The organism is Granulicella sp. 5B5, from assembly GCF_014083945.1.
In the GTDB taxonomy this organism is placed as follows: Bacteria; Acidobacteriota; Terriglobia; order Terriglobales; family Acidobacteriaceae; genus Granulicella.
The window spans coordinates 2695456-2722404 of sequence record NZ_CP046444.1 but is presented as its reverse complement, the minus strand read 5'-3'; the positions used below and the strand labels follow the sequence as shown (position 1 = coordinate 2722404).

At 62.3% G+C, this 26949-nt stretch carries 26 protein-coding genes; 13 read left to right on the top strand and 13 right to left on the bottom strand.

What is annotated here, in order from left to right:
* The first annotated feature begins 79 nt into the window (after window positions 1–79).
* Entirely contained in the window at window positions 80–535 is a 456-nt protein-coding gene (locus tag GOB94_RS11555) for a hypothetical protein (protein WP_182276059.1), read from the top strand.
* A gap of 156 nt (window positions 536–691) precedes the next feature.
* Complete coding sequence (locus GOB94_RS11550; RefSeq protein ID WP_255484424.1) at window positions 692–1855, top strand: lactonase family protein; 1164 nt, start codon at window positions 692–694, stop codon at window positions 1853–1855.
* Between the two features lie 136 nt (window positions 1856–1991).
* On the opposite strand, the gene GOB94_RS11545 is transcribed toward GOB94_RS11550, so the two are convergent.
* The 3 genes from GOB94_RS11545 to GOB94_RS11535 form a co-directional block, all read right to left on the bottom strand.
* Window positions 1992–3035, bottom strand: coding sequence for an NAD(P)-dependent alcohol dehydrogenase (locus tag GOB94_RS11545; protein WP_182276057.1), 1044 nt, complete (start codon window positions 3033–3035; stop codon window positions 1992–1994).
* Between the two features lie 43 nt (window positions 3036–3078).
* Complete coding sequence (locus tag GOB94_RS11540; protein WP_182276056.1) at window positions 3079–3621, bottom strand: adenine phosphoribosyltransferase; 543 nt, start codon at window positions 3619–3621, stop codon at window positions 3079–3081.
* Window positions 3622–3730: 109 nt separating this feature from the next.
* Window positions 3731–4012, bottom strand: coding sequence for an acylphosphatase (locus tag GOB94_RS11535; protein ID WP_182276055.1), 282 nt, complete (start codon window positions 4010–4012; stop codon window positions 3731–3733).
* A gap of 270 nt (window positions 4013–4282) precedes the next feature.
* Here GOB94_RS11535 and GOB94_RS11530 point away from each other — a divergent pair, with 270 nt between their 5' ends.
* Entirely contained in the window at window positions 4283–4948 is a 666-nt protein-coding gene (locus tag GOB94_RS11530; RefSeq protein WP_182276054.1) for a hypothetical protein, read from the top strand.
* A gap of 84 nt (window positions 4949–5032) precedes the next feature.
* On the opposite strand, the gene efp is transcribed toward GOB94_RS11530, so the two are convergent.
* From efp to GOB94_RS11515, 3 genes are all read right to left on the bottom strand, one after another.
* Window positions 5033–5593 carry an elongation factor P gene (gene efp / locus GOB94_RS11525; RefSeq protein ID WP_182276053.1) on the bottom strand — a complete coding sequence of 187 codons (561 nt, stop codon included), beginning with the start codon at window positions 5591–5593 and terminating at the stop codon, window positions 5033–5035.
* A 185-nt stretch (window positions 5594–5778) separates the two neighbouring features.
* The gene (locus GOB94_RS11520) at window positions 5779–6648 is read right to left on the bottom strand and encodes a nuclease (RefSeq protein WP_182276052.1); all 870 of its coding nucleotides are present in this window, start codon (window positions 6646–6648) and stop codon (window positions 5779–5781) included.
* A 66-nt stretch (window positions 6649–6714) separates the two neighbouring features.
* Window positions 6715–7314, bottom strand: coding sequence for an aminodeoxychorismate/anthranilate synthase component II (locus GOB94_RS11515; protein ID WP_182276051.1), 600 nt, complete (start codon window positions 7312–7314; stop codon window positions 6715–6717).
* Window positions 7315–7531: 217 nt separating this feature from the next.
* On the opposite strand from GOB94_RS11515, the gene GOB94_RS11510 reads away from it, so the two are divergent.
* Complete coding sequence (locus GOB94_RS11510; protein WP_182278595.1) at window positions 7532–7768, top strand: hypothetical protein; 237 nt, start codon at window positions 7532–7534, stop codon at window positions 7766–7768.
* A 123-nt stretch (window positions 7769–7891) separates the two neighbouring features.
* On the opposite strand, the gene GOB94_RS11505 is transcribed toward GOB94_RS11510, so the two are convergent.
* The 4 genes from GOB94_RS11505 to GOB94_RS11490 all read right to left on the bottom strand — a co-directional run bounded on the left by GOB94_RS11505 (window position 7892) and on the right by GOB94_RS11490 (window position 12021).
* Entirely contained in the window at window positions 7892–8410 is a 519-nt protein-coding gene (locus GOB94_RS11505) for a TlpA disulfide reductase family protein (RefSeq protein ID WP_182276050.1), read from the bottom strand.
* Between the two features lie 258 nt (window positions 8411–8668).
* On the bottom strand, window positions 8669–9730 hold the full coding sequence (locus GOB94_RS11500; protein ID WP_182276049.1) for a transporter: 1062 nt from the start codon (window positions 9728–9730) through the stop codon (window positions 8669–8671).
* Between the two features lie 353 nt (window positions 9731–10083).
* On the bottom strand, window positions 10084–11808 hold the full coding sequence (locus GOB94_RS11495; RefSeq protein WP_182276048.1) for a chorismate-binding protein: 1725 nt from the start codon (window positions 11806–11808) through the stop codon (window positions 10084–10086).
* A gap of 36 nt (window positions 11809–11844) precedes the next feature.
* The gene (locus GOB94_RS11490) at window positions 11845–12021 is read right to left on the bottom strand and encodes a hypothetical protein (protein WP_182276047.1); all 177 of its coding nucleotides are present in this window, start codon (window positions 12019–12021) and stop codon (window positions 11845–11847) included.
* A 416-nt stretch (window positions 12022–12437) separates the two neighbouring features.
* Here GOB94_RS11490 and GOB94_RS11485 point away from each other — a divergent pair, with 416 nt between their 5' ends.
* Window positions 12438–13721: a Glu/Leu/Phe/Val dehydrogenase gene (locus tag GOB94_RS11485; RefSeq protein WP_182276046.1), complete on the top strand. Its 1284-nt coding sequence runs from the start codon at window positions 12438–12440 to the stop codon at window positions 13719–13721.
* 158 nt (window positions 13722–13879) lie between these two features.
* Window positions 13880–14530: a CDP-diacylglycerol--glycerol-3-phosphate 3-phosphatidyltransferase gene (pgsA, locus tag GOB94_RS11480; RefSeq protein WP_182276045.1), complete on the top strand. Its 651-nt coding sequence runs from the start codon at window positions 13880–13882 to the stop codon at window positions 14528–14530.
* A gap of 181 nt (window positions 14531–14711) precedes the next feature.
* Here pgsA and GOB94_RS11475 read toward each other — a convergent pair whose 3' ends face one another.
* Window positions 14712–15461 carry a GvpL/GvpF family gas vesicle protein gene (locus GOB94_RS11475; RefSeq protein WP_182276044.1) on the bottom strand — a complete coding sequence of 250 codons (750 nt, stop codon included), beginning with the start codon at window positions 15459–15461 and terminating at the stop codon, window positions 14712–14714.
* A 388-nt stretch (window positions 15462–15849) separates the two neighbouring features.
* Between GOB94_RS11475 and GOB94_RS11470 the strand changes: the two genes are divergently transcribed.
* Entirely contained in the window at window positions 15850–16602 is a 753-nt protein-coding gene (locus GOB94_RS11470; protein ID WP_182276043.1) for a tetratricopeptide repeat protein, read from the top strand.
* Window positions 16603–16758: 156 nt separating this feature from the next.
* On the opposite strand, the gene GOB94_RS11465 is transcribed toward GOB94_RS11470, so the two are convergent.
* Window positions 16759–17976, bottom strand: a complete 1218-nt coding sequence (locus GOB94_RS11465) for a potassium channel family protein (RefSeq protein ID WP_182276042.1) — start codon at window positions 17974–17976, stop codon at window positions 16759–16761.
* A 106-nt stretch (window positions 17977–18082) separates the two neighbouring features.
* Here GOB94_RS11465 and xseA point away from each other — a divergent pair, with 106 nt between their 5' ends.
* The 5 genes from xseA (at window position 18083) to GOB94_RS11440 (ending at window position 23182) form a co-directional block, all read left to right on the top strand.
* Window positions 18083–19519: an exodeoxyribonuclease VII large subunit gene (gene xseA, locus GOB94_RS11460; RefSeq protein ID WP_255483879.1), complete on the top strand. Its 1437-nt coding sequence runs from the start codon at window positions 18083–18085 to the stop codon at window positions 19517–19519.
* A gap of 42 nt (window positions 19520–19561) precedes the next feature.
* Window positions 19562–20902 (top strand): phosphoglucosamine mutase, encoded by a 1341-nt coding sequence (gene glmM / locus GOB94_RS11455; RefSeq protein ID WP_182276040.1) that lies wholly within the window; start codon window positions 19562–19564, stop codon window positions 20900–20902.
* Window positions 20903–21213: 311 nt separating this feature from the next.
* A complete protein-coding gene (locus GOB94_RS11450; protein ID WP_182276039.1) occupies window positions 21214–21498 on the top strand; it encodes a type II toxin-antitoxin system RelE/ParE family toxin in 285 nt (94 codons plus the stop codon).
* Window positions 21499–21513: 15 nt separating this feature from the next.
* Window positions 21514–21804 carry a HigA family addiction module antitoxin gene (locus tag GOB94_RS11445; RefSeq protein ID WP_182276038.1) on the top strand — a complete coding sequence of 97 codons (291 nt, stop codon included), beginning with the start codon at window positions 21514–21516 and terminating at the stop codon, window positions 21802–21804.
* 313 nt (window positions 21805–22117) lie between these two features.
* On the top strand, window positions 22118–23182 hold the full coding sequence (locus tag GOB94_RS11440; RefSeq protein ID WP_182276037.1) for a RelA/SpoT domain-containing protein: 1065 nt from the start codon (window positions 22118–22120) through the stop codon (window positions 23180–23182).
* 18 nt (window positions 23183–23200) lie between these two features.
* Here GOB94_RS11440 and polA read toward each other — a convergent pair whose 3' ends face one another.
* Window positions 23201–26335, bottom strand: a complete 3135-nt coding sequence (gene polA, locus GOB94_RS11435) for a DNA polymerase I (protein ID WP_182276036.1) — start codon at window positions 26333–26335, stop codon at window positions 23201–23203.
* Between the two features lie 100 nt (window positions 26336–26435).
* Here polA and GOB94_RS11430 point away from each other — a divergent pair, with 100 nt between their 5' ends.
* Complete coding sequence (locus GOB94_RS11430; RefSeq protein WP_182276035.1) at window positions 26436–26933, top strand: hypothetical protein; 498 nt, start codon at window positions 26436–26438, stop codon at window positions 26931–26933.
* Window positions 26934–26949: the final 16 nt, after the last annotated feature.

The following is a 26949-nucleotide window of genomic DNA, read 5'->3' as shown; positions in this document are numbered from 1 at the left end:
GGAGGGTTTTTTTCTAGCCCTTGACAGAAATTGGGACGGCTTGCCCAAGGGGGTGGGGGACAGATACCCTGAGAAGACTATGTATGAAGACTTTGTTGCCGTAGACCGTTGGACCGGAGAAAACCTGCACTGCGTGTGGAAGGGCACGATCGTGGCGATTGCGACGCGCCATGCCGATGCTACCGACATTCGGTTCGCGGTGAACGACAAGCCGGTGTGGATTGCGATGCCAAATGCGGCGTGGGTGGAGCAGAAGAAGATCAACGGCAAGATGATTACCGACTATATGGCGGCGCAGTCCGCGGGGCGGTATTTGAAGCTGGCGATCGAAAGCGGCTATGACAACGGTCGCGAGATGTACACGATGAGCGTGGACGAGGTGCTGGACCATGTGGCCGCCGTGCTGAAAGAGGTGGGCCACACGAGGAACCTGCCCTCCCTGCCGGTGGTGGACCGCGATGCGCACCCTGCCGAGCTGGACTTCAAGCTGCCGGGCGAGCCGGAGACGGTGGCGCAAGAGGCAGACAGTAGATAGTAGTGGGTAGACAGTAGTGAGTGGAGGTCGCGCGGGTGCGCGGCCTTTTTTCGTTGCCGCGGGAGCAAAGGGCGCGGATAGGGTAAACTCCCTTGGGATTCAATACATCGTACGAGACTGCATCCATGGATGGGTGAGGGAGATCGCGTGATTGAGATGAAGGTAAGCCGACGTGGTTTTGTGGCGGGCCTGGCGGCGATGCCGCTGGCGCTGCGCCAGATGGTTGCTGAAGGCGTTCGCAACCCGAAGTATGTGCTGCTGGGCACCGACAAAGGCAAAGGGATCTATCGCGCGGCGTGGAACCCGCTGACCGGCGAGATCGGGATGCCGGAGCTGGCGGTGGAGACAGACCGGCCGACGTACTTTGCGATGCATCCGAAGAAGGCCGTGCTGTATGCGGCGAATGAATCGAACGCGGGCAACGGTGCGGTGTCGGCGTTCAAGCTGGAGACGCACACGGCGCAGCTGGAGGCGATGGGCAAGGTGAGCACGGAGGGCAATGGGCCGTGCTACGTGTCCGTTGACCAGGATGGGCGGAATGCGTTTGCGGCAAACTATGGCGGCGGCAGCCTGGCGGCGTTTGGGCTGAAGGGCGATGGGACTGTGATGGAGGCCCCGCAGATGTTTGCGTGCGACGGCAATGCCGCGTGCGGTGTGACGGGGCCGGTGGCGGCGCGGCAGGATAAGGCGCATCTGCATTGCGCGGTGGTGTCTCCGGACAACCGGTATGTACTGGTGTGCAACCTTGGCGAGGACGCGATTGAGGTGTTTCCGCTGGACTCGGGCGGGAAACCGCCGCTGGATACGCCGAAGCGGTTTGCGGCGCGTGCGGGATCAGGGCCGCGGCATGTGGTGTTTCATCCGAATGGAAGGTGGGTGTACTGCATCCACGAGCTAGACTGCACGGTGGATGTGTACGAGTGGCGCGTGAGCCACAAGGATGGCGGCACACTGATGCTGCTGGGTGGGAGCACGGTGCAGACGGTGGCTACGGGATCGTCGCTGGATGGCAATACGGCGTGCGAGTTGGTGATGAGCGACCGTGGGAAGTTTGTGTATGCGAACACGCGCGGCGAGAACTCGCTGGTGGTGTACAGGGTGAATGAGAAGACAGGGTTCCTGACGGAGCAGCAGCGGGTGCAGACGGGCGGCACGGTGACTCGGCTGATTGCGCTGGACCCGAGCCGGAAGTGGCTGCTGTGCATGAACCAGGGATCATCGAGCGTGACGGTGTTCTCGCACGATGAGAAGACCGGGATGCTGGGGGCGAAGCCGCGGGTGTTCGCGGCGGATACGCCGATGTGCGTGGCGTTTGCTTAGAAGTAGGGTTCTTTGGGAAAAGAACAACAGCTCCCGCCAAGGACGCGAAGTGAGCGAAGTTTCGCCACGGTGAGGTGCGACTTCGAAGTATGCGGCGCCTCGCGACTGCTTTGATTTGCAGGCGCGAGGCGCGTTGTTATGCGGTGAGGGTTTTGCCGTCGAGGACGAAGCGGTACTTGACGTCGGACTTGAGGACGCGCTCGTAAGCTTCGGGGAGCTGGGCGTAGCTGATGAGCTCGATGTCGGAGACGATGTTCTTTGCGGCGCAGTAGTCGAGCATCTCCTGCGTCTCCTTCATGCCGCCGATCATGGAGCCGGAGAAGCTGCGGCGGTTGGTGATGAGCGCGAAGGGCGAGGTGAGCATGGGCTGCTCGGGGAGGCCGACGAGGCAGAGTGTGCCGTCGAGCTTGAGCAGGTTGAGGTAGGCGTTGATGTCGTGCGGGGCGGAGACGCAGTCGAGGATGAAGTCGAAGCTGCCGGTGTGCTTGGCCATGTTCTCGGGGTCTTTGGAGATGACGACTTCGTTGGCGCCGAGCTTGAGGGCGTCATTGGTCTTGGACTCCGAGGTGGTGAACTGCACGGTGTAGGCGCCGAGCGAGTGCGCGAACTTGAGGCCCATGTGGCCGAGGCCGCCGAGACCGACGATGCCGACTTTTTTGTTGGGGCCGACGTTCCAGTGCTTGAGCGGCGACCAGGTGGTGATGCCGGCGCATAGCAGCGGCGCGACTGCCGCGAGGTTGAGCTTGGGGGAGATGCTGTGGACGTAGTGCTCGGGCGCGACGATGTTGTCGGCGTAGCCGCCGTAGGTGGGGTTGCCGTCGTAGTCCTTGGCGTTGTAGGTGCCGACCATGCCCTTGGTGCAGTAGGGCTCGTTGCCGGACTTGCAGTTGTCGCAGGCCATGCAGGTTTGGACGGTGACGCCGACGCCGGCGAGGTCGCCGACTTTGAACTTCTTGACGTCGCTGCCGACGGCGGTGACGCGGCCGACGATCTCGTGGCCGGGGACCATGGGGTAGATGCTGCCGCCCCACTCGTCGCGCGCCTGGTGGATGTCAGAGTGACAAATGCCGCAGTAGTCGATGGCGACGACGACATCGGTGGGGCCGGGCTCGCGGCGGTCGAAGTGGAAGGGCGTGAGCGGCGAGGTCTTGGATTGGGCTGCGTAGCCGAAAGATTTCATTGGGAGGGACTCCTTGCAGAAGGGCTATTGAAGGGCTTCAACACTATTCATCGTAGTGGATGAGGGAGAAGACGTCGATGTCGGGGAACTTGTCGCGGCCTTTGAGGAAGTCGAGTTCGATGGCTACGGTGACGCCGACGATCTCTGCGCCGAGCTCCTTGACGAGGGCGCTGGTGGCTAACATGGTGCCGCCGGTGGCGAGGAGGTCGTCGACGATGATGACGCGCTGGCCGGGTTGCACGGCGTCCTTGTGGATCTGGAGGGAGTCGGAGCCGTACTCGAGATCGTACTTGATGGTGAGGGTTTCGGCGGGGAGCTTGCCGGGCTTGCGCACGGGGACGAAGCCGGCGTTCAGGCGGTAGGCGAGCGCGGGGCCGAAGATGAAACCGCGGGCCTCAATGCCGAGAACGAGGTCGACGTGCTTGTCGATGTAGTACTGCGCGAAGGCGTCGATGAGCTCGGCGAAGCCGGTCTTGTCCTTAAGGACGGTGGTGATGTCGTAGAAGAGGATGCCGGGCTTGGGGAAGTCGGGGACGGAGCGGATGAGCTCCTTGAGATGGTCGCAGTTGGGGACGGGCTGGGACATGCGTGGAACTCCTGAGGACAGTGAATAGACAGTAGTGAGTAGACAGTAGAAGACGCAAAGGCAATAGCAAACGCAGATTCCCTGAGGGAATGACAAACAAAAGATGCAGCTACCAGGCTCCTTCGATTTTGAAGGCGGTGAGTGAGGCGGCTTCGCTCTCGTCGAGCTCGTGTTCGATGACTTTATCGACGCGGCTGCCGCGCGAGCCTTTGTGGAGCTCGGTGCGGAGGTCAGCGAGTGCGGTGGGGTCGCCGGCGACGAGGACTTCGACCTCGCCGGTGTCGGTGTTGCGGACCCAGCCGCGCAGGCTGAGCTCCGCGGCTTCGCGGTGGACGAACCAGCGGAAGCCGACGCCCTGCACGCGGCCACGGATGAGAAAGTGGAGAACCATGAACGTAGTTAAGTGTCTCAGAGCGTGAGAGTAGAGGCAAACGGGGTAGAGATAACCACCTGGACTAATACAACTCTGTTAACAAAAGTGGCGTCTTTCTTGAGTGTCCGCCATGTATGGCGACAGCACGAAGCACCGAACAGCAGCACGATCCGAAGACGCTGTCGATGTGTTGACAATGTGAGGGCGTGTGCGCTGCTCGGCTTGGTGCCTGCACCGAGGTGATCTCCTGCGTCCTCCGAACCATGATTTTTTAGGAGAACCCCAGAGATGAGACGATTACAGTGCCTTCTTCTTCCCGCGCTACTGATAGCTACCAGTGCAACCGTGCTGGGCCAGGCGCTGCCTACGGCGAGCCGTAGCGGCATTCTGAGCAAGGTCGACCTTGGCGCCGCGGCCGGGGGGCAGTTTACGACCTCCGTTACGAACCAGACGGTGCAGGTGAGCCCGGGGCCCGCACAAGGGACTCCGCTTCCGCACTATGCGACCGGGGATTCGCTGGCAGGGTTGGTGACGCTGCATGACCAGCCGAAGAGCTGGGCAGGGTTCGAGTTGAACTACCAGTACTCCCGGTATGCCAATCGATTCTTTGTGCCGACTGGCGCAGGCCAAGTGAACTATGTGGCGCAGACCGCCGTGCATGAAGGCACGGCCGCTTACCTTGTGCATCTGCGCAAGATGCACCGATTCAGCCCGTACGTGGGTATCGGTGGAGGCGCGCTGGACTTTCAGCCTCCCGCGAACTTTCATCACCAGTGGCGCGGAGCTGCGCTGGCGGACATCGGGTTCGATATGCAGACGAGCTCGCGGCTGGGGTTCCGGCTAGGAGCGCGGGACCTGTTCTACCGAGCGCCGAACTTCTCCAGCAGCGTGCTGTCGTCGTCGCGCTGGGTGTCTTCGGAAGAGCCGTATGTGGGCATGTATGTGAAGTTCTAGAAACAGGGAGTAGGGAATAGGGAGTAGAAAGACGAAGGGCGCAGCCTGATGGCTGCGCCCTTTGTGCTGCTTATTGCGTTGCGCTTACGCGCGGGACATATAAGTGCCTTCGGCTGTGTCGATGCGGATCTTTTCGCCCTCGTTGATGAAGGGCGGGACCTGGACGACGAGGCCGGTCTCCATCTTGGCGGGCTTGGTGACGGAGCTGGCGGTGGCGGACTTGATGCCGGGCTCGGTTTCGATGACGGTCATCTCGACGGCGGTGGGGAGCTCGATGCCGACGGCCTTGCCATCGTGGAAGCTGACCTCGATGAGGAGGTTGGGCGTGAGGTACTCGACGGCGTCGCCGAGGGTCTCATGCTTGAGCGCGGTCTGCTCGTAGGTGTTCTGGTCCATGAAGTAGTAGTCGTCGCCGTCGTTGTAGAGGAACTCCATCTTGATGGCTTCGACGTGGATGCGGTCGATGGGGTCGGGCGAACGGAAGCGCTCGGTGTACATGGCGCCGGTGCGGATGTTCTTGAGCTTGGCCTGGATGAAGGCGCGCAGGTTGCCGGGCGTGCGGTGCTCGATGGAGAAGACAAGGTGCAGATCGTCCTTGAACTTGATGACCATGCCGGGACGCATCTGGGTGGCGGGAATCGACACTGAAGAACTCCTGAAAAGTGTGGGTGAATGGCGGGCGTGAAGATGCTGGCCCAACCTTTTGATTGTAGCTGAGGAGAGGGGTTCGTCATCCCACTCATCCCGCGATGAAGCTGCGGTATGAATGGGGCACCCATAATTACTTTGCGGGTTTGTCGTTGGGGTGGAAGAGTTTGTGGAAGAAGTGGCTAATGGCGTGGGCGATGGAGTGGGGGCCGGGAGGGGTTGGCGGGGGTGTTGTGGAGACCGAGGCGGCGGGGTTGACGGTGGTGGGGGAGGTGGGTTCGGGGCGGGTTTGGGCTGGCCGGCGGTGTAGCTGAGGTTGGCGTCGATCTGGGTGTGGGTCTGGCCGTCGGGGGTGGAGTTCTGGACGGGAGCAGCCGGGACGAGGCCTGCGCTGGCGGCTGCGGGGAATGGGTGGGCGCGCTCGGCGGGGGTGAGGGCCGCGGCGGGGCCTCAGCCGGGCAGCCGCAGTTGGAGCGCTCGTTGTCTACGACCTCGCGGAGGCTGCCGTGCTCGAAGAGGACGTGCTGGCCGGGGATGAGGCGGTAGGTGGTAGAGGAGAACGGGTCGGCCAGGATGAGGACCGGGGCGTTGACGCCGGCGTTCTGGACGCAAGTGTCGCCGCTGGGGGTGACGCGGAGCGAGAGGTCGTAGGTCTTGGGGGACTGCGCGGTGCCGGCGTCTTCGAGGGAGAAGCGGATGTCGGGGGTGATGAGGATATCGTGCACATCGACGGGGCCGTGGAGCTCGAGCGCGCCGCGGTCGAGGCCGAAGAGGAGAGCGTTCTCCGAGCCGGTGCGGAGGAGATGGAACTGGCTGGTGGAGCAGACGAGGACTTGGCCGCCGCGGGTGAGCGTGATGGGCGCGGTGTGACCGAAGGCAGTGATGGAGTCGTTGGAGAGGAGATCGGCTTGCTCGCCGCGGACCTGCATGCCGCCGTTGATCTGGGCGTCGTGCGTGGAGAGCGTGCCCATGATGGTTTGGGGGTGCTGGGCGAGAGCGGCGGCGGTCGCTGCAAACACAACCAGACTCACGAGATGGCTGAGGCGGTTCAAACTGCAGGTCTCTCCACTGCGCTGCGCTCCGGTCGAGATGACACATCTATGGGTAAGGTTAGGGAGTTAGCTCTTGAGGAAGTTGGCGATGAGGTGCTTGCCGTGGTCGGTGAGGACGGACTCGGGGTGGAACTGGACGCCTTCGATGGGGAGCGTCTTGTGGCGGAGGCCCATGATCATACCGGCGTCGGTGGCGTTGGGGCCTTCGGCTACGCGGGCGGAGACCTCGAGCTCGCCGGGGAGTGTGTTCTCATCGACGATGAGCGAGTGGTAGCGCGTGACGGTCATCCGCTTGGGGATGCCCTTGAAGACGGTGCGGTTGTCGTGGGCGATCTCGCTGGTTTTGCCGTGCATGAGGTGCGGGGCACGGATGACGTCTCCGCCGAAGGCTGCGCCGATGGCCTGGTGGCCGAGGCAGACGCCGAGCAGAGGAATCTGCTTCTTCGTTGGCAAGCTCGCGAGATGCTGGACGAGCGGGATGAGGATGCCGGCGTCCTGCGGGGTGCAGGGGCCGGGCGAGAGAAGGATGTGGTCGGGGTTCATGGCCACGATCTCTTCAGGAGTGACTTCGTCGTTGCGACGGACGACGACTTCTTCGCCCAGCTCACCGATGTACTGGACCAGGTTGTAGGTGAAGGAGTCGTAGTTGTCGAGGACGAAGACCATAGAGACGATTCTACGCGGTGTGCGGGACCCTCCCCCGGTTTTGCAGGTAAGATCCGCAGCGGATTGGAGTTAGGCTCGTAACCAATGAGGTGGTTACTGCGGTTGGATGTCAACAGAGAGCCCGGTGAAGCCGCGCAGTCACTTCCCTGCTTCTATTGTAGGGTGCGTGTCAAGGGGTTTGGGCAACGCGAGTGGAGGGTGGGTGCTCCTAGTGAGTATGTTCTTCTTGAACCCAACTCGAGCGAGGCACTTTGCGGCGATGGTGATGATTGGCGATGGCGTGATGGCCCTGATTGATCCGGCGCGCGATGCGCGGGCGTGGAAGAAGGGGCCGAAGCCGTGGCGGGACCTGATGCATGGACTGTCGAAGCGGCCTGCGCTGACTCGGGCGATTGGGGTGGCGCAGATTGCCGGTGGGATTTACTGGGCACTGAAACAGGATGAGATGGATTAAGCCGTGTCCACGACGGTGCTTCGCGTGGTGAATGGAGCAGTTTACATCCCACTCATCCCGCGATGAAGCTGCGGTATGAACGGGGCACCCAGGCAGTGTTGCGGATGCGAGCGAAAGGCAGCGTCAGTAGCGTTTGAGGGTTGGGGTTGGTGGTGGGGTGGAGCGGTCGCTTAGGAGCCAGTTGAGGTAGGTGGTGATGTCGGCGTCCTGGGCTTCGCCCATGATGCGGCCGATGGGGGTGCCGTCCTTGTCGAGGATGAGGGTGGCGGGGAGGACGTTGCCGAGGTGGAGGTGGTCGAGGGTGCCGAGGTCGGCGCCGGTCCAGACTTCGAGGGTGATTCCCTGCCCCTTGATGTACTGCTCGATTTTGGCGCGGTCTTTGGAGTCGTCGGCGGAGATGGCGATGAAGCGGATGCCCTTGTCCGTGTAGTGCTGGCTTAGGGCGGAGAGGCGGGGGAGCTCCTCTTTGCAGGGGCCGCACCAAGTGGCCCAGAAGCTGATGACCGTGATGGAGCCGCGGAGGTCGGAGAGCTTCTGGGTGTGGCTGGCGAGGTCCTGGAACTTGAGGTCGGGGATTGGTTTGGCGGATGCGGTGAGGGTGAAGGCGGCGAGGGCGAGGAGAAGAAGGCGTTTTGGGGTCATGGGGTTCTTGGGTGGGGGAGCGGTATAGGTAGAGAAGCGGGTCTCTCCACTGCGCATCGCGATAAAGCTGCGATGCTTCGGTCGAGATGACACTTCAGTGGCGACGATGGTCGCGATGAGGCTTCTTTGGTGGGTCTAAAAGCAACCGCAAAAGCGTTCACGCAGAGTTCGCTATGTTGGCGCGATGTACGCAGTATTTCTGTGATGGGTTCCAGACAGCGACGGCGAGACAGGCTACGAGACACATTTGGAGACATGCTAGAAGCGGTGGGTGATACTGGCGAGCCAGACGTATTGGGCGAAGGCGGCGTCGCCGTGGGCGTTGTAGACGCTGTCCGGGTAGCTGCCGGTGCGGTCGCGGCGGACGGCCTTGTAGATGCCGGCGTCGAGGATGTTGCCGTGGATGGTGTATTCGAGGCCGGGGCCGAAGCTGACGGCGTAGCCGGGGCGGCGGAAGCCGTCGTTCGAAACGGGAAATAGGTTGTAGGCGGGGACGCCCTCCCAGCGCGGGCCGACGGTGGCGGTGAGGTTTTTGACGTGGGTGACGGGGAAGGCGAGGCCGGCTTCAAGGAGGTACTGGTCGGCGATGGAGTTGTAGTTATTGAGCGGGGTGGTGGTGCTGGTGGCGCGTTGGACGCCGTCCGTGCCGCCGTTCATGGCGATGTAGTCGCCGTCGGTGTAGAAGGTGAGGTCGTGGCCGATGCGGCCGTAGGCTGACCAGGTGAGGACACCTCCCCAACCGCCGGTGCCGGGCTGGATGGAGTAGTCGACCGGGGCGGTGGTGGTGGTGGTGACGCCGTTGGTGGTGGTGCTGGAGGTGTTCTTGACGTCGTCGTTGCCGGTGGGGAAGTAGCCGCCGAGGCCGATGGAGGCGTTCCAGAGGGAGGCGTGCTCGGGATTGCGGAGCCAGGAGCTGACAGTGACGATGGTGTCGCCGAGGCCGGTGGCCTGGTACTCGATGGGTGAGCTTTGCTGCTTGCGTGAGGCGAAGAGCCAGGGGGCATCGACCTCAACGCTGATGCGTGGGGTGACCTGGTAGGTGAGTGCGTAGGTGACTAGGTTGATGCGGTTCTGGACCTCGGTTCCCTGCTGGGTGCGGTACTCCTGATAGACGTCGCCGACGTAGTGCTGGTAGGAGAACTGGTGGCGCTCGCCAATGGAGATCTGGAAGTGGCCGGGCTGGAGGACGCCGCCCTGGTCGGTGGGCAGGCCGGACTGCTCGGGGGAGCGGGCGAGGATGCAGCCCTGACCGTGGGCGGCGGCTGTTGCTGAGAGCATGAGGATGAATATTGCTGCGATGTGGTGGAGCTTGAGGGTCATTCGGGTCGTCCTTGGCCTTTGAATTAGCGCAGATTTGCGAGAGCGCTGCGTTGTAGAGCTGCGCGCCGTTTCGCATCGTGCGATGGTGCCTGTTTTGTGTCGGAGCGATATTAGGCAGGTGCGTGTAGACGCGCATCCATCGGAAGGATGAATTTTGGTTCAGTGGGTTTGGAGAGTTGGTTCATCCCACCTTAGCGACGATGAAGCCGTCGCGAAGATGGGGCACCCGGCGGGGTTGCTGGTGCGAGCAAGAAGCAGGTCTCTCCACTGCGCTTCGCTTCGGTCGAGATGACACTTCATGGGTAGGGCGGATGGTGCGGGCTACATGGAGCGGGCGTGTTCGATGGCGCGGACTACATCTGGCGGGCCCGTTCGATAGCACGGACTACGGCTTTGGCCTTGTTCTGGCACTCTTCGTGTTCTTTCTGGGGGACGGAGTCGGCGACGATGCCGGCGCCGGCCTGGATGTGGCCTTCGGGGCCGTCCATGAAGAGGGTGCGGATGGCGATGCAGCTGTCGAGGTTACCGGAGAAGTCTGCGTAGATGATGGCGCCGCCGTAGACGCCGCGGCGGGCGGGTTCGAGCTCTTCGATGATCTCCATCGCGCGGATCTTGGGGGCGCCGGAGAGAGTGCCCGCGGGGAAGCAGGCGCGGAGGGCGTCGAGTGGGGCGAGGCCGGGGCGGAGTTTGCCTTCGAGCGCACTGACGAGGTGCATGATATGCGAGTAGCGCTCGACGAACATGAGGTCTTTGACTTTTACGGTGCCGAAGTCGGAGACGCGGCCGAGGTCGTTGCGGCCGAGGTCAACGAGCATGACGTGCTCGGCGATTTCCTTGGCGTCGGCGCGGAGGGAGGCTTCCATGGCGCGGTCGGTGGGTTCGTCGGCGCCGCGGGGGCGGGAGCCGGCGATGGGGCGGTACTCGATGGTACTGCCGGTGGCAGTGGTGTGGACGCGGACGAGCATCTCCGGCGAGGAGCCGACGATGTGGCAGAAGGGCGAGGGAGTAGGGAGTGGGGAGTAGGGAGTAGCGGAGCTGACGCGGAGATTTGCGGCGGTTCGAGAAGCAGGTCTCTCCACTGCGCTGCGCTCCGGTCGAGATGACACATTTGTGGGGATGCCCAATTTGGGGAAGCGGAGGAAGTACATGTAGGGCGAGGGGTTGACGATGCGGAGGGAACGGTAGATGTCGAAGGCGTCAACGTTGGGGGTGCAGTCGAAGCGCTGCGAGAGGACGCACTGGAAGATGTCGCCGGCGAGGATGTAGTCCTTGATCTTTGCAACAGAGTTGAGGAATACGCGCGTTGGGGTGCGTGCCTGGAGCTTGAGCGGGCCGAGTTGTTTGGTGGTGCGCTTGCGCTTCGGTAGCGGGATGGCGGCGCTGAGGAGCTTTTCGAGGCGGTCGAGGCGACGGTTGGCGTCGGCGTAGGCGGCGGTGGGGGAGATTGTGCTTCCCACCTTAGCGGACGATGAAGCCGTCCGCGAAGATGGGGCACCCAAACTGTGCAGGCGTTTGCGGGTGCCGGTGGTGACGATGAGGTGGATGGCTTTTTTGACGTGGTCGAAGGCGAGGACCTCGTCGAAGAACATGAGGTGGGCGTCGGGGACGTGGAGCTCGTCGGCGGCACGGGTGGGGAGCTTTTCGATGCTGCGGACGACGTCGTAGGCGAAGAAGCCGACGGCGCCGGCAGTGAAGGGCGGCAGGCCGGGAAGCTTGGCGGGGGTTTCGCCGGAGAGGGATTGCTTGAGCTCGGTGAAGATGTCGCCGGGGTAGGTGCGGGGCTTGCGGGTGCCGGTTTCGCTGACAGTGATTTGGCCGTCGCGATAGGTCATACGCTTGTAAGGGCGGATGCCGATGAAGGTGTAACGGCCGACGTGCTCGCCGCCTTCGACGGACTCGAGGAGGAAGGCTTCGGGCTCGAGTGCGGCGACGCGGAGGAAGGCCGAGACGGGGGTTTCAAGGTCGGCGGCGACGGTGCGCGTAACGGGTACGAGGGAGTGGGTGCGCGCGAGGCGCTGGAAGTCGCGGAGGGCGGGCGTGGTGGGCGTGTGCGTATTTGAAACGCGCTGGGCGGGCATCCCCTCCATGATACCGAGGAGATGCCCGCGTGGGCGTTAGTTGTGATCGCCTGGAGGCGGACCGCCGTGGTCGTGGTCAGGCGGACCCTGATGATGGTCGGGTGGGGGCGGCGGCGGGTAGTGGTCGTGATGGTGGCGGTGCGGGCAGCCGGTGAGCGCCAGCGTGAAGACGGTGGCGAGGACAACAAAGATGATGCGTTGGGACCGTGCCATGAAACCTCCTTGGGCAGGTTTTGTATGCCAGCGCAGTGAGATGCAGATTGGCACGGCAGTGGCGAAATGAAATGGGGTTGTATGGGAGTGCGATTTTAGCGGTGGATTCATGCGATTTGTGACTCAAAAGGGGTAACTTGGCGGGGTTGCCAGGTGTTGTAAAGGAGGCCTAGGATTTGTGAGTTTGGCCGCTGGACGGGTTGTTGAACCGGGTACGGCCAAGAGCATGAGGAGTAGGCGGCCGGCATGTACAAACTGTGGCTCATTTGCTGGGCGGTGCGCGTCTAATGTGTGTAACGGTCTGCAGAAGTGAGGGCACGACGATGGCCGATGAAACGTTGATCCCGGGCAAGGCCGCACTGGCCGCGCACCCTACATTGGGGCGTGAGACGCCTGGAACAGAAAAGGAAAACTCGATGCAAAGCGTAGTGAAGGCCCCTGCCATTTCGATGGAGCAGGAGACAAACCCATGGGAGGCGCAGGCCACCCGATTTGACGAAGCCGCGAAGCGGTTGAAGCTGGACGACGGTATCTGGAAGGTGTTGCGCTATCCCGCGCGCGAGATCATTGTGCACATCCCGGTGCAGATGGATGACGGGCGGATTGAGGTGTTTACGGGGTATCGCGTGCAGCACTCGGTGGCACGCGGGCCGGGCAAGGGTGGGATACGGTATGCGCCGGATGTGTCGCTGGATGAAGTGCGCGCGCTGGCGAGCTGGATGACGTGGAAGTGCGCGGTGGTGAACATCCCGTTCGGCGGCGCGAAGGGTGGCGTGATCTGTGACCCGAAGAGCATGAGTCAAGGGGAATTGGAGCGGATGACGCGGCGGTATACGGCTGAGCTGATGGAGTTTATTGGGCCGGAGAAGGACGTTCCGGCGCCGGATGTGAACACCAATGAGCAGACGATGGCTTGGATTATGGACACCTACTCCATGCACATGCGGCAGACGGTGAATGCGGTGGTGACGGGCAAGCCGGTGAACCTGGGGGGGTCTCGTGGACGGCGCGAGGCGACCGGGCGTGGAGTGAGCATTGTGACCGATGAGGCGCTGAAGCACCTGAACATGGTCCCGATGGAGACGACGGTGATTGTGCAGGGGTTCGGCAATGTGGGTTCGAACTCGGCCAAGCTATTGTGGGACAAGGGCTACAAGGTGATCGGCATCGGCGAGTATGACGGTGCGCTGTTCAACGCCAACGGCATCGACATCAGCGAACTGCTGGAGTGGAAGGCCAAGAAGGGCACGATCCATGGGTTTCCGGGAGCAGAGGCCGCCGACAAGGACGAGCTGTTGACGCGGAAGTGCGATGTGCTGATCCCGGCGGCGACGGAGAACGTGATTACCAGCCTGAATGCCGACAAGCTGCAGTGCCGGATTCTGTGCGAGGGTGCGAACGGACCGACGACGACTGTGGCCGATCACATTCTGGAAGAGAAGGGTGTGTTTGTGATTCCGGACATTCTGGCCAACGCCGGCGGCGTGACGACCAGCTACTTCGAGTGGGTGCAGGACCGGATGGGGTACTTCTGGACAGAAGAGGAAGTGAACCAACGGCTGGAGCGGATCATGGTGGACAGCTTCCATGATGTGCTGCAGTACTCGGTTGCGCATGGAGTGAATAACCGCACGGCGGCTTATATGCTGGCGATCGACCGTGTGGCATATACGACGAAGCAGCGCGGGATGTATGCGTAAGAGCAGGGAGTAGGGAGTAGAAAAGTGGCCGCGGATGATTTCGCGGCCGCTCTGTCATATCGCGGGGATAGTGTGGTGTGGCAGAATGGCTGTGTCAGCTGTCGTGGCGCGCCTGCCGGCGGAAACCGCAGTTTGAACCTGCCCGACCACTTGCCAAAGTGAACCTGCCTAACTCCATTACGTTGACCCGGATTGCCAGCGTGCCGCTGCTGATATGGGTGCTTTCGCCACACTTTCCGTTTCGAGGGATTCATGGCGAGCAGGAGGCGATTGCGTCGGGGCTGTTTATCCTGGCGTCGATTACCGATGGGCTGGATGGCTACCTGGCGAGGCGGCGTGGGCAGATTACGACGCTGGGGATGCTGCTGGATCCGCTGGCCGACAAGCTGATGGTGACGACCGCGTTCATCCTGCTGGTGGCGTATAACCCGCGCGTGATGCCGCCGTGGATCGCGGTGCTGGTGATTGGGCGGGAGTTCCTAGTGACGGGGCTGCGGTCGATTGCAGCCAGCGAAGGGTTCACGATCGACGCGAGCGAGATTGGGAAGCTGAAGACGGTGATCCAGATTGTGGCCGTGGTGGCGGCGATTTTGAACCATGGCTGGAACAGCTGGAACCTGTGGGGGTTTCCGGTGGGCGTACACCTGATCGCGATGGTGGCGACGTACTGGATGGCGGTGGTGTCAGTGATCTCAGCCGTGGACTATTTTGTGGGGTTCTGGCGGAAGATCGACCATGTGTCGGGCCGGCGACGGCGTAGAGGCGCGGTGTTGAGCCGGAAAAAGCCTGTGGTGGAGCAGAAGGCTTAGAGGCAGGGAGTAGTGAATAGGGAGTAGGGAGTAGGGAGTAGGGAGTAGAAAGCCAGAACAGGCAACGGCAAGAGCGGAACCCAGAGGACGCAGTATTTCTCGCAGAGTACGCGGTGTTTAAGGCAAAAGCGAAAGCCCCGGATGGTGTGTCCGGGGCCTTGGTGTTTGTGAGAGGCGATGGTCAGGCTTGGGAGCGCTGATCGCGGTGGACGAAGTGGTAGGGGGGCCAGGGGCCGGAGAGCTGCATGGCGCAGTCCTTCAGCTCAATGGTGGCGGTGGAGTACTTGTTCTGGTAGCGCTCGACGGTCTTCTTGTCGACGAGATGGGCGATGTCGAGGAGCATCTTGCCGGAGTCCGTGCGCTTGCAGGTGATCTCCTCGGCTAGGGGAAGAAACATGCGGTGCATCTGGAGAGAGAGGGCGCGGGCCTTGGACTGGCGCTCGCGCTGGCGGGTGGCTGATTCGCGGAGTTGGGAGAGGTACTCCTGCCCGGCGGCCTGGTGACAGGGCGTGACGCCCTTGGTCTCGGGGCAGATGTCGTCGACGACGACCTTGAGGTGCATCTCGGCCTTGCCGCGGAGGCGCTCGACGTTGGCCATGAAGTGGCGCTGGTTGGAGCGGACGGAGCGGCGGAGCGCCTCGTCGTCCTCAAAGGTGGTGCCGAAGCGGAAGGGGAGAACGGTGGAGTGGTTGAAACAGTTGGAGATGACGCGGGCGTGGTCGCGGGCGGCAGCCTGGCCCTCGGGCGTCTGGATGCGGGCGGCGTCCTCGGGCAGGTGCTCGGAGACGATGACTGCGAGATCGGCGGCGGGAAAGAAGAATGTCTGGTTCCCGAAGAGGCCGTTGAGACCGGCCATGGGCATTGGACGACGGTGGCGGGCCAGATCAGGAAAGGCGTTGCGCTCGGTAATACAGTATGCGTACCAGGACATGATTTTAGGTCGCTCCAATAGTGCCCGTCGACTGGTTCCCAGCGGGCGGTCGTGCATAGAACGTGCGGTGCTGCCGGTAAGACACACAAAAGGGCAAGAGCCCGGAAAACAGTGCTTTAACCCAATTGCGAGCCAGATAGTATGCCCATGCGACAACGATTGGCAAGAGCGATTTTCGGACAATGGTCTACACATTTCTGGCGCCTTAAGAAGTAATGGCCGGTGAGCTGTCACTCCCCTGGCGGGGATAAACCGCCCCGGCCGCCGCTCGCGAAGATGTGTTGTGATATCCGGCCAGGGCGGCGGCCGCCTGATAGACTGGACAGATGTGTGAGCGGTGGGCCGCACAGCAAAATCCAAACCGGTTGCATGTGAAGGACGGAGTTTCGTGAACAACGAAGAGAAGCGCAGGCTGAAGAAGCAGGACAAGTTTCATGAGCTGACGGGTGAAAGCATCCACTGGGCCGAAGAGCACCGCAGCACGACGATCGCGGCGATTGTGGCTCTGGTGGTGATTGTGGGCGGAAGCGTGGGCGGGTACAGCCTGTATCAGCACCGGACGGCGCAGGCGGAGACGGCCTTTGGCGCGGCGATGCAGACCTACCAGACGCCGCTGGTGAACGCCAGCGAGCCGACGCCGCCGGGGATGAAGACCTTCCCTGATGCGAAGACGCGCGCGGCCGAGGCGAACAAGCAGTTTACGCAGGTGGCCGACCAGTATGGGCTGACCAAGCCGGGCAAGCTGGCCGAGTACTTTGCCGGGTTGACCTATGCCGAGGAGGGCCAGAACGGGCCGGCCGAGGATGCACTGAAGAAGTCGGCTGGGAGCTGGGACAGCGGGGTTTCGTCGCTAAGCAAGATGGCGCTGGCGCAGCTGTATCAGCAGACGGGCCGCGACGCGCAGGCGATCGACCTGTACAACGAGCTGGCCAAGGGGACGTCCGTAACGGTGCCGCCGACCGAGGCACAGCTGCAGCTGGCTGAGCTGTATGAGGGCCAGGGCAAGACGGAAGAGGCACGGAAGATTTACGCTGTGCTGAAGGACAAGGACAAGGACTCCAAGGGCAAGCCGGGCGAGGCCGCGCAGATCGCGTCGGCGAAGCTGAACCCTAGCGCGACCGCGGGTGCGGGCGCGCAGTGAGTAGACAGTAGTGGGTAGACAGTAAACAGAGAGGCCGCCCGGTGTGGGCGGCCTTTTCCGTTGGTCGCGAAGTTTGTGGTGGTCCCGGGTGAAGCAGATTCCCTGCGGGAATGACAAACAAAAAGTACACGGTGGGGGAACTGCCTAGACAGAGAGTTAAAAGGGGTGGGAGCTGTCGTCGTGGAGGCGGACGGCGGTGGACTGGCGGCTGATCTGGGAGACGAGGCGGTCGGCGATGGCGGCGGAGTAGCGGAGGCCTTCGACGGTCTTCCAGCCATCGGGCTTTTTGGAGGGGTCGCGGACGGGCGGAGCCCAGTTGGGCAGGGTGAGGCGGAGGTACTCGGCCATGGACTCGGCGTGGGGCTCGTAGAGGCGGCGGATGGCGAAGAGGCGCTCGCGGACGTCGAGGTCGCTGCACATGGAGTAACCGGCGGCGCAGAGGAGGTCGGCGAGGCGGACGAACTCTTCGTCGGGAAGACGGGTGGGTGGCTCGGTGCGAAGGCGCTGCTCGACGGATTCGCGGCGGAAGACGTGGCCGAGGTCGACGAGGACGTGGCGGCCGACGGCGAAGGTAAGCTGGGCTTGGCGGGTGCTGGGGCCTTCGACGGTGGTGATGACGAGGGCGCAGGTGTCGAGGATGGCGGTGAGGGCGGCGAGCCAGCTCTGATTGTCGTGCTGCGAGCGGTAGTAACAGAGAATGGGGTAGGAGATGTGGGTTTCGAGCATCTCGGCGCACCAGCGCTCCCACTCGGCGAGGAGCGTGGTGAGGGCCTCGTGGCCGCCGGAGAAGTTGTGGCGGAGGAGCAACTCGCCGGCGGTGGGGGGTGAGCCGGCGCGGGCGTCGAGCATGGCGACGGGGACCTCTCGGGTGGAGAAGGCGTTGTAGAGCACAGGCACGTATCCGATGACGAGGGCGATGAAGCCGAGGCCGGTGCCCGCTTCTGCAACGAGCAGGAAGCGGGCAAGCTGCGTGGTGGGGATAACATCGCCGAGGCCGAGCGTGAAGATGGAGCTGCCACTGACGTACAGGCAGGTGCGCAGGCGCTGCCAGAGCGTGAGCGGATGCGCGGGGTCAGTGAACGGCATGTGCAGGCCGAAGTAGATGAGCGCGTAGGCCGAGGTGAGCAGAGCCGCCCAGACGACGAAGAGGACCAACAGGGCGAGCGGGCCGTAGATGCTGTAGAGCTGCTCGCGGACGCGGCGCGAGGGATTGATGCGAGCGAGGAAGAGCCAGGGTTCCCAGGTGGCGAGCAAGAAGAGGCGTGTGAGGCGGAAGCGGCCAACGGGGCGGCGGGGCAGGATGATGGTCTGGAAGGCGTCGAGAAGGACACTGCCGAGGAAGAGGCATCCGAAGAGGGCTGCAACGATGTGCATAGGACGACTTTAGACTGAGCGCGTGACAGCGTAAACTTTTGGGACGATGTGTCCTCCTGACGAGATGCCGACATTTGCTTCGCTGCGGCGGGGAAAGGGTAAGCATGTGGCAAAGAACACAGCCGCGCCTACGCTGTTCGATGCAGCGGAGGTTGAGGTGGAGGTGGTCGCCGAGACCGTACAGACAGTGGTTGAGGTGCCGACTGCTGAGGTTGTGGCTCCGAAGGTGTGGAGCGTCACGGCGCTGGTGCAGAGCGTGCGTGGTCTGGTGGAGCGCAGCTATGGGCAGGTGACGGTGGAGGGTGAGATCTCCAACTGGCGGCCGGCGGCAAGTGGACACTGCTACTTCACGCTGAAGGATGGCGAGGCGCAACTTTCGATTGTGATGTTTCGGCGACAGGCGCAGTTGCTGCGGTGGAAGCCGAAGGACGGCGACGCGGTGCGGCTGCGGGGACAGCTGAGCGTATATGAGAGCCGGGGGCAGATGCAGCTTGTCGCAGAGCACATGGAGCAGGTTGGCATGGGTGCTCTGCTGGCGGCGGTGCGCGAGCTGAAGGAGCGGCTGCGGCGCGAAGGGCTGTTCGAGAACAAGCGCGCACTGCCGGAGTTTCCGAGGTGCATTGGCGTGGTGACGAGCGCGCAGGGAGCGGCGCTGCGCGACATTGTGAAGGTGTGCCGGAGGAGACATGCTGCGGTGCGGCTGCTGGTGTATCCGGCGGCTGTGCAGGGGCCGAACTGTGCGGCGGAGGTTGCGGCGGGCGTGCGGTGGTTCAGCGCGCACCCTGAGATGGCCGACGTGGTGATGGTGGCGCGCGGCGGCGGAAGCTGGGAGGACCTGCACGGCTTCGACGCAGAGATTGTGGCGCGGGCGATTGCGGCGTGCAGCGTGCCGGTGATTACGGGGATTGGTCATGCGATGGATTCGACGATTGCGGATGCGGCGGCGGATGTAAGCGCGCCGACGCCTTCGGCGGCTGCAGAGCTGGTGACGGCGGCGCAGTATGGTGTGGCCGAGCGCGTGGAGCGGCTGCATCAGCGGCTGCGGCGTGCGGGGCAGTTCCAGATGCTGGATGCGCGACAACGGCTGCAACGGCTGAGTGTGGAGATGGTGCTGCGTCGTGCGCAGGACGGTGTGGAGCGTCGCGCGCAGCGGGTGGATGACCTTGCTGATCGCGTGGAAACTGCGGCGATGCGGCGGCTGCGCGGGCGCAGAGAGCAGTTGATGCAGCTAGAGGTGCGGCTGCGGCGGCAGCATGTGGCGCTACGGTTGAGCGACGATGCCCGGCGATTGCAGGCGCTGCGTGGCAGGCTTGTGGCTGCGCGGCGAGTGAGCCTGGCGGAGGCTGGACTGAAGCTGCAACGGATGAGTACGCAGCTGGAGACGCTGAGTCCGCTGCGGGTGCTGGAGCGCGGATATGCGCTGGTGTATGGGCCGAAGGGACGGCTGCTGCGGTCGGCGGACGAGGTGCGCGAGGGGGAGAGCGTGATTGCGCATCTACATAAAGGCCGGTTGACGGCGACGGTTACGAAGAAGAGCCAATAAAGAAAACTGAGTAAGATACGCGAATTAAAAAGAGGACGATGGATGCGCAAGCTGTTTGGAACGGATGGAATTCGCGCGGTGGCCGGTGAGGCTCCGCTGGATGAGCGCACGGTGCGCGCGGTGGGTGTGGCGCTGGCGACGAAGCTGGGCAAGGGCTCGAGCGTGGTGATGGGTATGGACACGCGCGAGAGTGGGCCGTGGATCGCGGCGACGCTGGCTGCGGGGTTGCGTGAGGGCGGAGCGACAGTCGCCAACGCTGGCGTGATTACGACGCCGGCGGTTGCGTTCCTGGCGCGGAAGCATGGGTTCAGCGCTGGGGTGGTGATTTCGGCATCGCATAATCCGTGGCGTGATAACGGGATCAAGGTGTTTGGCGGCGATGGGTACAAGTTGCCGGATGCGGTGGAGATGGAGATTGAGGCGGAGATTGAGAAGGCTCTGGCTGCTGATGGTGAAACGCAGAACCATGATGACGCTTTGCCGGAGGTGAATGAGAGTTTTCGTGCGGAGTATGTGCGGTTTCTGCTGGAGGCGGTGCCGGGGATCTCGCTGGATAACCGCAAGGTGGTGATTGATTGCGCGAACGGTGCGGCGAGTGCTGTGGCTCCGCAGCTGTTTGAGCATCTGGGTGGGACGGTGGAGGTGACACATGCTTCGCCGGATGGGCTGAACATCAATGAGCAGTGTGGGGCACTGCATCCGGAGATTGTTGCGGCCGAGGTGAAGGTGCGTGGGGCTTCGATGGGCATGACGTTCGATGGCGATGCGGACCGTGCACTGTTTGCCGATGAGCATGGCAACGTGGTGAACGGCGATGCGGTGATGCTGGCGTGTGCTCGCGATATGCAGGCACGCGGTGAGCTTGATGGCGATGTTGTGGTGGCAACCACGATGTCGAACATGGGGTTTGAGGCGGCGTTGAAGCGCAGCGGGATTTCGATGTTGCGTGCGCCGGTGGGCGACAAGTATGTGCTGGAGGAGATGCGCAGGAGCGGTGCGGCACTGGGCGGTGAGCAGAGCGGGCACGTACTCTTCCCTGCCCGCGCGACGACGGGCGATGGGCTGCTGACGGCGCTGATGGTGCTGGATGTGGTGCATCGCAGCGGCAAGACGCTGGGAGAGTTGATCGCGGACCTGAAGAACTATCCGCAGGTGATTCTGAATGTGAAGGTGCGTGAGAAGGTGCCGCTCGACTCGCTGCCGGATGTGGTGGCGATGATTCGTGCGGCGGAGGATGAGCTGCGTGATTCGGGGCGTGTGGTGATTCGGTACTCCGGGACCGAGGCGCTGGCGCGAGTGATGATCGAGGCCGAGAGCGAAGATGCGATGCGACGCCATGCCGAGGCGATCGCGGGGGCGATTCGTGCGGAGCTTGGGATTTAATTTCTAGGGCATGCCTACCGGCCCCGGTGGGCCGAGGATGTGGATGGTGTGATCGCCACTCGGCTGCGAGGGTGCCCAAGTAGGAGATGGGGGCGGTAGCGGTGGACTTGTGAAGGTCTGATCGCAGGCGGTGCGGATGTTTTTTTGCTGTCCCTGATTTAAGGGTAGCAGGTTGGGCGGGGTGAAGCGGTGGGATAGATGTCGTTTGGGGATCGCGGTGAGGCTGGAGAGCGAAGGGTTCCCTTCCTCGGAGAGCGTGCGGGAGCAGCGATACGCTTGACGTATCACGTAATGACAACTAAAGTTGCTGAATGATTCTGAGTTGCCGGGACAAGCGGACGAGTGAGTTTGTTGCCGGCAAGATGGTCAAGGCGTTCTCGGGTTTTGAGAGAGCAGCACAGATGAAGATTGACCGGATGCAGGCTGCGACTTCTATCAACGATCTGGCGGCGTTGCCGGGAAACAGGTTTGAGGCGCTGAAGGGTGATCGGAAGGGGCAGTACAGCATCCGCATTAACGACCAGTGGCGGATTTGCTTCAAGTGGCCGCAAGGCGAGCGCGGACCTTCGGATGTTGAGATTGTGGACTACCACTAACGAGAGGTGAGGGCGATGGGACCGATACATCCGGGAGAGCAGTTGGCGGAGGAGTTGGAAGAGATGGGTCTGAGTGCGGCGGCGTTTGCGCGTCAGATTCAGGTGCCGACGAACCGTGTGACGGAGATTCTGAAGGGGCGGCGGTCGATCACCGGGGATACGGCGTTGCGGCTGGCGCACTTCTTTGGGACGAGCGCGGAGTTCTGGCTGAATCTGCAGAGTCTGTATGAGATTCGGGTGGCGGAGAAGAAGTTCGGGAAGATGATTAAGGGGTTGCCGACGATTAAGGATTTGAGGGCAGCGTAGGTGATGTCGGAGTGCGTGCATCCCACCTTCGCGACGATGGAACCGTCGCGAAGATGGGGCACCCAGCGTTTGGGGCTGGGGGATATGTCGGGCCTTCAGCCCTTTGGGATTTGTTGGGGCGTGGACCTAGGCCTTTCCACCCCAGCGGGCAAAGGCGCCCGCCGGGGACCCCGGTTCGGCCTAGGCTGGGATATGTCGCGCCGTTGGCGCTTTTTGGGTTGTGGTGGGTTGGGCGGTTTGCGTCGCACTCATGCGCAATGAGGCTGCGCGTGAATGGTGCACCCCGAGTTATACCAGGGAGTAAGCTAGATTCATGGCGTTTGTGGTTCCTCGTTATACAAAGGGCGAAATCAACAGAGCCGGTGAGATTCTCGCCGCTGTCGATCCGCCATTTGATGATGCGTGGATTCATGCGAGTCTTGTTTTAGCTAATTGGCGTGGTGCTCACGCATACCCGATTAACACCTTTCAATCGACCTTACGCTCGAAGCTGAAACAGATTGATGTTGACGCACTCGTAGCTCAGCGGTTGAAGAGAACACCCTCAATCATTGCAAAGCTCCAACGGTTCGACGGCATGCAATTGGCGCGTATGCAGGATATAGGTGGACTTAGGGCTGTCGTTGCTTCGATGAGTGAATTGCGTGCATTGCTTCGAGCATATGAATCAGCACATTTTTTTCACGCTCAGATGCCTACAAAAGACTACATTGCCAATCCAAAGCCAGATGGCTACAGGAGCGTACACCTCATTTATCGCTATCGGAATGACCGAGCTCCGCGCTATAACGGACTAGGAATCGAATTACAGATTCGGACAAAGATGCAGCATGCTTGGGCAACAGCAGTCGAGACGATGGGGACCTATCTAGGCCAAGCTCTAAAATCGGGACAAGGAGATGTGGAATGGCGATCATTCTTCCTCACTGCAAGTGCATGTCTAGCAATAATCGAGAAGACTCCAATGGTCCCTGGATTCGAAGCGTTAGATAGAGAAAAGATTTATGCCCGGCTAGCTCGACAAGAAAGGCAGCTCAATGTTCTACAAAAGCTGCGGGGCTTCGCAATTGCGACCGACAAGATTCATGCGGAACGCGGAACCGGATCGTACCATCTCATCGTTCTGAATTCGCAGTCGAGAACTGTGAGAGTTACTCCGTATCCAACTAGCCGACTTGACGATGCCACTTCTGCCTATACCGAGATCGAACAAAGGGCTAAAGCTGGTGAGCCTATTGAGGCTGTACTTGTTTCCGCCGGTCCCATTGATGCGCTCAAGAAGGCTTACCCAAATTACTTTTTGGACACTGAGGTTTTCATCCGACAAGTTCAAAGAATCATAAATGTAAGCCGTAGCCAAAAAAAAAACGCTAAATAATGGTTTCCAAACCTTCCTCTACTTGATATCGCGCCAGTTATCGCCTAGGCCGACTTCGGAGACGATGGGGACGGTGAAGATGGCGGCGGATTCCATTTCGGTTTTGACTAGCTGCTGCATCTCTTCGGCTTCGGAGGGGAGGACGTCGAAGAGGAGTTCGTCATGGACTTGCAGGGTCATCTGGGACTTCAGGTTGCGCTGGCGCATCGCGGCGTCGATGCGGAGCATGGCTAGTTTGATCAAGTCGGCGGCGGTGCCTTGCAGAGGGGTGTTGATGGCGGTGCGTTCGGCGAAGCCGCGCTGGTTAGGGTTGCGGGAGCCGATGTCCGGGATGGGGCGGATGCGGCCGAAGGCGGTCTTTACGAACTGGTCGCGGCGGACTTGCTCGAGAGTGGTTTCGATGAAGTGCGCGACGCCAGCGTAGCGCTCGAAGTAGCGTTCGATGTAGGCCTTCGCGGTCTTCTGGTCGATGTTGAGTTGCGCGGCGAGGCCGAAGGGGCTGATGCCGTAGACGATGCCGAAGTTGACGGCCTTGGCGCGGGCGCGGGTTTCTTTGTCGAGCTCGGCGACAGGGATGCCGAAGACCTCGGAGGCGGTGAGGGTGTGGATGTCTTTGCCGGTGCGGTAGGCGTCGAGTAACAGCGGATCTTGAGAGAAGTGCGCCATGAGGCGGAGCTCGATCTGGCTGTAGTCGGCCGACATGAGGAGGTTGCCGGGGGCGGCGATGAAGGCGGCGCGGATCTCGCGGCCGGTGGCGGTGCGGATGGGGATGTTCTGCAGGTTGGGGTTGACGGACGAGAGGCGGCCTGTTGCCGTGCCTACCTGGTTGAAGGTGGAGTGGATGCGGCCGTTGGCGTCGGCGAGGAGTGGGAGGGCGTCGAGGTAGGTGCCTTTGAGCTTTTGCAGCTGACGGTGCTCGAGGACGAGGGCGGCGACCTCGTGGCCGGGGACTTCGGTTTTGAGGGCGAGGTCTTCGAGGACGTCCTGCGCGGTGGAGATGGCTTTGCCCTTGCCGTACTTGATGGGCTGCGGGAGGCCCATCTTGTTGAAGAGGACGTCGCCGAGCTGCTTGGGAGAGTTGATGTTGAAGCGGTTGCCGCTTAGGGCGTAGATCTTTTCGGCGAGGTCGTCGATGGTGACGGCGAGGCGCGAGGACATGGCGCGGAGGAGGTCGGGGTCGATGCGGACGCCGGTCTGCTCCATGCGGAGGAGGACGGGGACAAGTGGGAGGTCGAGGTGGTCGTAGACTTCGGTGAGGGTGGAGTGCTCGTTGAGGGGCGGGAGATCGGTGGTGGCTCCAAACGCAGCTCTCTCCACTGCGCTGCGCTTCGGTCGAGATGACACTTCTGTGGTGGGTGCCGAAGAAGAGGGGCTCGGGGTGGTGGTCTTGTCGGCGAAGAGCATGGCGGGAGTGACGGCGCCGCCTAAGGAGGGGTCGTCGGTGGCGATGGTGGGGGCGGTGTGGGTTTCGGTGAGTTGGTGGTTGAGGGTGGTGGCGAGGCGTGCGATGGCGGCGGCGGCTTCGGGGAGGCGTTTGGGGTCGGAGGGGTTGTCTTTGGTGGGCTGGTGTTTGAGCGCGATCGAGGTGGTGCGGGCGGCGATGTCCGGCAACGTATGCGAGGCGTGCGTGGGGTTGAGGAGGTAGCTTTCAAGCATGACGTCGGTGATGGGGCCGGCGAGCATGATGCCGCTGGGCTCTAGTGCTCGGAGGATGGCTTTGAGGTCGTGGACGAGTTTGGGGAGCTTGGGGTCGGTGAGGGCTTCGCGGATGGCTGGGTCTGTTAGCGAGGCTGTGATGGCTTGGGTGGGAGTGACGGCCAGGCCGATGGCGAGGTCTAGATTGTCGCTAGTCCCAGAAGCAGGTCTCTCCGCTCCGTCTCCGCTACGCTGCGCCTCCGGTCGAGATGACACGTCTGTGGCCACATCCGAAGCTGGGCCGAAGAGGGACATGGTTTCGGCGGGTGGGGGTTCGGGGGCTTCGTCGGGAGTGGCTTCGGGGTCGGCGGATTCCTCGGCGGCGGTGGCTGCGGCCAGAGCGATGGCGAGGCCACGGAAGAGCGGGTCTGCGTCGGGTTGCGGGTTGCGGGTTGCGGGTTGCGGATCAAGCGGTTGACAGGCTTCGGCTAAGAGGGCCGCGACTTCCTCTGGCGTGGGCTTGAGGTTGTAGGCGGTGGCGGCAGCGGTGAGGTCGGGGGCGAGGTCACGGAGGAGTGAGGTGAACTCTAGCTCGGTGAAGAGGGCGCGGCAGGCGGCGTTGTCGACGGGCTGCGTGTGCATCGCTTCGAGGTTAGGCTCGATGGGCACAGAGCAGTGGATGGTGACGAGCTCTTTGGAGAGGAGGATGTTGTCGCGGTTGTTGGCGAGGGATTCGCGGTAGACCTTGCGCTTGATGAGGTCGGGGGTGGCGATGGCGGCGTCCATGGCGGCTTCGACGGAGCCGAAGGTCTGGATGAGCTCGACGGAGCCCTTGTCGCCGATGCCGGGAGCGCCGGGGATGTTGTCGATGGAGTCGCCGCGGAGGGCCATGACGTCGATGACGCGCGCAGGAGGGACACCGAGGACCTCTTCGACTTTGGCGGGCGTGAGGACGAGGTTGTCCTTGGTGGGGTTGAGGATGGAGACGGATTCGGTGACGAGCTGCATCATGTCTTTATCGGGCGAGACGACGTAGACGTGGTGGCCGAGTTTGGCGAAGTGGGCGGCGAGGGTGCCGATGACGTCGTCGGCTTCGTAGCCTTCGGAGTAGACGATGGGGATGCGGAAGGCTTCGAGCGCGCGGCGGATGTAGGGCTGCTGCTGGATGAGGTCGGGTGGGGTTTCGGCGCGGTTGGCTTTGTAGCCGGCGTACTCGGTGGCTTCGAACTGCTGGGTCTTGATGTTGAATTTTTTGACGTCGGTGAGCTGCGCGGCGGTCTCGTGGCGGAGGAGTGGGGCACCGACGTCGTAGACCGCGGCGAGGTAGTCGGGCTTGAAGTCCTGGCGGAGCTTGTTGATCATGTTGACGAAGACGTAGGTGGCCGCGGTGGGCACTCCGGTGCGCGTGGTCATGGGGCGCATGCGCGCCATGGCGTGGTAGGCACGGAAGATGAAGGCCATCGTGTCGAGGAGGTAGATGGGCGGCTTGGGGGCGGTGCTGGGTGCGGACTGAGGCATATCAAGTTGGATGATACGCCGCGATAATTGGAGGATGACAGCGAGGCGCAAGGGACGGATTTGGGGTGAAGTGCATCCTAAGGATGGACAAGGAGCTTGTATGCGTTTGCGGATGGTGATGTTGACGGCGGTGGTCTGCGCGGGATCGTGGGTGGCAGCTGGGGGACAGGTAAGCGGAGAGACTGTGCCGCATCGGTGTGCGTTGAACAATGGCGTGTATACGTGCAGCTGGTCTGCGTTTGAGGACACACTGGCCGCCGCGAAGACGGTGAGCGTGCAGAGCGATCCGATGGATGAGAGAACGAACCACGCACTGAAACGGCTGGCGCGCAAACTGGGCAAGACCGTGGTGGAGACAGGTGATGGACCGGCGGACCTGCAGTTTCTGCTGGTGCCGCTGAATAAGGACGGCGTCTATGTGGGGCCGGCGGACGTGGCGCTGGCGACGCTTCGGGTCTACGCAGACAGTACACCGACGCATCGAGGGACGCTGGTGTGGGCGGAGACGTATCGCGGCGAGAAGGACATACCGTGGCCTTCGGTGGTGTATTACACGATCCACCAGTTTGAGGAGCGCGCTGGCGTGCGCTCGCATTAGAGAGAATCACGTTAGA

What these genes read in the sequence shown, in the direction of transcription:
- GOB94_RS11555 (WP_182276059.1), top strand. Translation starts at nt 80, where the DNA reads ATGTATGAAGACTTTGTTGCCGTAGACCGTTGGACCGGAGAAAACCTG.
- GOB94_RS11550 (WP_255484424.1), top strand. Translation starts at nt 692, where the DNA reads ATGAAGGTAAGCCGACGTGGTTTTGTGGCGGGCCTGGCGGCGATGCCG.
- GOB94_RS11545 (WP_182276057.1), bottom strand. Translation starts at nt 3,035, where the DNA reads ATGAAATCTTTCGGCTACGCAGCCCAATCCAAGACCTCGCCGCTCACG.
- GOB94_RS11540 (WP_182276056.1), bottom strand. Translation starts at nt 3,621, where the DNA reads ATGTCCCAGCCCGTCCCCAACTGCGACCATCTCAAGGAGCTCATCCGC.
- GOB94_RS11535 (WP_182276055.1), bottom strand. Translation starts at nt 4,012, where the DNA reads ATGGTTCTCCACTTTCTCATCCGTGGCCGCGTGCAGGGCGTCGGCTTC.
- GOB94_RS11530 (WP_182276054.1), top strand. Translation starts at nt 4,283, where the DNA reads ATGAGACGATTACAGTGCCTTCTTCTTCCCGCGCTACTGATAGCTACC.
- GOB94_RS11515 (WP_182276051.1), bottom strand. Translation starts at nt 7,314, where the DNA reads ATGGTCTTCGTCCTCGACAACTACGACTCCTTCACCTACAACCTGGTC.
- GOB94_RS11510 (WP_182278595.1), top strand. Translation starts at nt 7,532, where the DNA reads ATGTTCTTCTTGAACCCAACTCGAGCGAGGCACTTTGCGGCGATGGTG.
- GOB94_RS11505 (WP_182276050.1), bottom strand. Translation starts at nt 8,410, where the DNA reads ATGACCCCAAAACGCCTTCTTCTCCTCGCCCTCGCCGCCTTCACCCTC.
- GOB94_RS11500 (WP_182276049.1), bottom strand. Translation starts at nt 9,730, where the DNA reads ATGACCCTCAAGCTCCACCACATCGCAGCAATATTCATCCTCATGCTC.
- GOB94_RS11495 (WP_182276048.1), bottom strand. Translation starts at nt 11,808, where the DNA reads ATGCCCGCCCAGCGCGTTTCAAATACGCACACGCCCACCACGCCCGCC.
- GOB94_RS11490 (WP_182276047.1), bottom strand. Translation starts at nt 12,021, where the DNA reads ATGGCACGGTCCCAACGCATCATCTTTGTTGTCCTCGCCACCGTCTTC.
- GOB94_RS11485 (WP_182276046.1), top strand. Translation starts at nt 12,438, where the DNA reads ATGCAAAGCGTAGTGAAGGCCCCTGCCATTTCGATGGAGCAGGAGACA.
- GOB94_RS11475 (WP_182276044.1), bottom strand. Translation starts at nt 15,461, where the DNA reads ATGTCCTGGTACGCATACTGTATTACCGAGCGCAACGCCTTTCCTGAT.
- GOB94_RS11465 (WP_182276042.1), bottom strand. Translation starts at nt 17,976, where the DNA reads ATGCACATCGTTGCAGCCCTCTTCGGATGCCTCTTCCTCGGCAGTGTC.
- glmM (WP_182276040.1), top strand. Translation starts at nt 19,562, where the DNA reads ATGCGCAAGCTGTTTGGAACGGATGGAATTCGCGCGGTGGCCGGTGAG.
- GOB94_RS11450 (WP_182276039.1), top strand. Translation starts at nt 21,214, where the DNA reads ATGATTCTGAGTTGCCGGGACAAGCGGACGAGTGAGTTTGTTGCCGGC.
- GOB94_RS11445 (WP_182276038.1), top strand. Translation starts at nt 21,514, where the DNA reads ATGGGACCGATACATCCGGGAGAGCAGTTGGCGGAGGAGTTGGAAGAG.
- GOB94_RS11440 (WP_182276037.1), top strand. Translation starts at nt 22,118, where the DNA reads ATGGCGTTTGTGGTTCCTCGTTATACAAAGGGCGAAATCAACAGAGCC.
- polA (WP_182276036.1), bottom strand. Translation starts at nt 26,335, where the DNA reads ATGCCTCAGTCCGCACCCAGCACCGCCCCCAAGCCGCCCATCTACCTC.
- GOB94_RS11430 (WP_182276035.1), top strand. Translation starts at nt 26,436, where the DNA reads ATGCGTTTGCGGATGGTGATGTTGACGGCGGTGGTCTGCGCGGGATCG.